The organism is Citrobacter sp. wls826 (genome assembly GCF_005281245.1).
GTDB lineage: Bacteria > Pseudomonadota > Gammaproteobacteria > Enterobacterales > Enterobacteriaceae > Citrobacter > Citrobacter braakii.
In genome coordinates this window covers 22,457-24,987 of record NZ_SZWS01000002.1, presented here as the reverse complement: position 1 = coordinate 24,987, position 2,531 = coordinate 22,457, and the positions used below count along the sequence as shown (strand labels likewise).

Sequence of the window (2,531 nt, the reverse complement as noted above, 5' to 3'; positions counted from 1 at the left end):
GGCGGCTGCCAGTCAAGGTATTCGACATGAGCGTGAGGCACAGGAAGCGGGCTGGCGCTGATGATTTTTTGCTCTGTATGGCTGGCGAGTAAATGCGTGAGCAGTGCTTCACTCAGCACGCCTGTTTTCCACGCGTCGTAACGGATTAACCATCGCTCATCTTGTTTTAGCAGACTCCAGCTATCCGTGACATACGGCAGCCAGAAACCATCCGGAACGATATACGTCAACGTCACGCCAGCTGTGCGGAAAGTCGTCAATAGATCGTTCAGCGTAGTCCTGGCGATCCCGGCCAGATGGAGCGTGTTTTCTTCTCTGGCGAGAACCGTCCAGTGCAGGCTATCTGTATCACCGACAACGGCGTCCTCCACCAGCCAGCCCAGCGTTTGTTCACTGATTTTGTAGTTTTCCGTTGGTAATTCGACGCGACGAAAACAGAAATAATCAGGTGACAGGAACAGGCAGGCGTTACCGGCATCCGGCAGGTCGGCCAGCGCGTTCGGCTGGAGGTAAGCCGCCTGTTCAACAATAACCGGAGGCTGTGCCTCGTTGGGGCAGCACCATTCCAGTTTTCCCGGCAGCGGACGTAGCAGTAATGTGTCTGGCGTCATTTAGTTCCCTTTAATGGTCGCGCGCCACGCTTTTGCGGGCTGTAATAAACAGAGCCTTTCTTTTGGGATCGTATTCCAGCTGGCTGATGGTGCTCCCGGCGCTATCGCCCTGTTCGATAGTCGTTTCAAGGCGGAAGTAACGACTGGTCGCCACCGCAATGCTTTTGAATGTGGACTGCGACAGCTTATGAGCTGGATTATCCTTATCGAATGTCTTTAACAGCGTCTCAATGCTGATTTTTCGTCCTTTGCGCGGGGTATCAAAAAAGCGCTCAATCTCGCGTGGCGGGACAGCATTATTGAGCATCGCCGCAAGCAACGGTGCATCCCGGCGCGTCAGGGTGTTGATGTTGATTTTTAGCTCATCATCAGGCAGCGCGCAGAGTAGCGGGGAGATTTGCTGGTAAAGAGAAAGCGTCATCCCTTTGATTTGTTTGAGCTCACTGATTGACCAGATACGTCGTCCGCCAATGGTGTGGGGGTCGTTACTTGTCTGGTAATACTCATTTTCGGCACCGGAGGCGCGTGGGATATCGTCGTTATCGATGTAGTCGGCGATAGCATCAACCAGCGCCTCAGCTTGGGCATTGGTGACGCCGACGTTGTCCAGCAGCGCGAGAAAGACGCTCACGCTGGCGGGCGGCTCTTTCATTCGATCGGTCGGGGCGTTAATCAGCGCATTAATGTTGTAACAGGCCTGCTCGTCAGATAGCTGCCAGCTAACAACATCGCCGCTGGCGAGCTGAATACGCTGCGGCTGCGCCCAGAGCTGCTCGTGAGTGAGGTATTTCTCATTATCCCGCAGGTCCTGTTCAAGAATACGCATGGCCTGGCTTTCAGCCAGCTCTGCCAGCCAGTTTTGCTGTAGCCGCATCCGGGTGTAGCTGGTGCGTTTGAGGTTGATCTGGTAGCGCACGGTCATTTCGCTGGCCAGCGCCGCCATAATTGCCAGGATCATCAGCACTACCAGCAGCGCCACGCCCTTTTGCCGGGTCATTGCTGTTCTCCTGGCTGGCGGTTCTCTGGCAAGAGCGTCAGACGAGTTATCGTGCCGGAATCAGCAAGTTTAAGAGTGACTTCCATCGCGCCAGGAGATGGGGTAGCCGCCGTGTCCATCCACGCTTTCTCTTTACTGTTGTAATAACGCAACGTGAAGGCGTTCACACCATTGAGCATCGGTTGAGTGATGGCCGGGGTTGTATCTTCCGGGTAGCGCCAGAGCGTGCGGTATAAAGTATGATCCTGCAGATACCACTGAACTCGCTGGATATCGGGCGCACAGCAGGCGTCGGGATAACTGTTACTGCTGGCTGTCGTCAGCATCAGCGTCTCTTTTTCGCCCTGCAATTGGGTTACCGGCACCCGCTGTCGGATATCTTTATCCAGCAAATTGACGGTACGCACGATAGCGGAAAAACGCTGCTGATGCTTTTTGGTCTGCTCGTTACTGTCAATTGTCGTCGTCAGCATCTGCGCCGTCAGCAGGCTGAGCATGGCGAACAGAGCAATAGCCAGTAAAACTTCCAGCAGGGTAAAGCCGCGCTGTTTCTCAGGGCCGGGAGACATTTTGCGGTCCTCCTTGCGGCGAGGGGATAAAGCGCTGCAGGCGGATCTGCTGTTTGTCCTCAAGAGCGACGTCTGCTGTCCAGGTGCTGAGGCCGGAAGCATCGGCGGGTGAGACTGTCAACGACCAGTCCCAGCGGCGTTTACCCATAATGCTGCTGCCTGTCGCTGTTTTAGCGGGGATCTGCCCGGTTAGTTGATAGGTTTTGAGCACATTATCCGCTACCCAACCGGCAAGCACCTGTTCTTCCATTTTTGCGGTGGCGCTAACCTGACCGTGCAGGCTGTTGAGTAGCGCGAGAGAGCAGGTGGCGAAAATGAATATCGCCAGTAGCACTTCCAGAAGCGTCATTCCTG

Annotated in this window: 4 protein-coding genes; all 4 read right to left on the bottom strand. The window is 55.0% G+C overall.

Annotated features, from left to right (window positions below):
* On the bottom strand, nucleotides 1–611 hold a 611-nt coding region (gene gspL / locus FDW87_RS21255), incomplete at its 3' end, for a type II secretion system protein GspL (protein ID WP_252362904.1).
* Between the two features lie 10 nt (nucleotides 612–621).
* Nucleotides 622–1,608: a type II secretion system minor pseudopilin GspK gene (gene gspK / locus FDW87_RS00310; protein WP_016157616.1), complete on the bottom strand. Its 987-nt coding sequence runs from the start codon at nucleotides 1,606–1,608 to the stop codon at nucleotides 622–624.
* Nucleotides 1,605–2,177 carry a type II secretion system protein GspJ gene (locus FDW87_RS00305; RefSeq protein WP_019078170.1) on the bottom strand — a complete coding sequence of 191 codons (573 nt, stop codon included), beginning with the start codon at nucleotides 2,175–2,177 and terminating at the stop codon, nucleotides 1,605–1,607. The genes gspK and FDW87_RS00305 overlap by 4 nt, the downstream gene beginning before the upstream one ends.
* Nucleotides 2,161–2,531, bottom strand: a 371-nt coding sequence (gspI, locus tag FDW87_RS00300) for a type II secretion system minor pseudopilin GspI (protein ID WP_252362903.1), incomplete at its 5' end; no start/stop codon positions are given. The genes gspI and FDW87_RS00305, both read right to left, overlap by 17 nt.

Coding starts and splice junctions, on each gene's coding strand:
- gspK (WP_016157616.1), bottom strand. CDS start 1,608: ATGACCCGGCAAAAGGGCGTGGCGCTGCTGGTAGTGCTGATGATCCTG.
- FDW87_RS00305 (WP_019078170.1), bottom strand. CDS start 2,177: ATGTCTCCCGGCCCTGAGAAACAGCGCGGCTTTACCCTGCTGGAAGTT.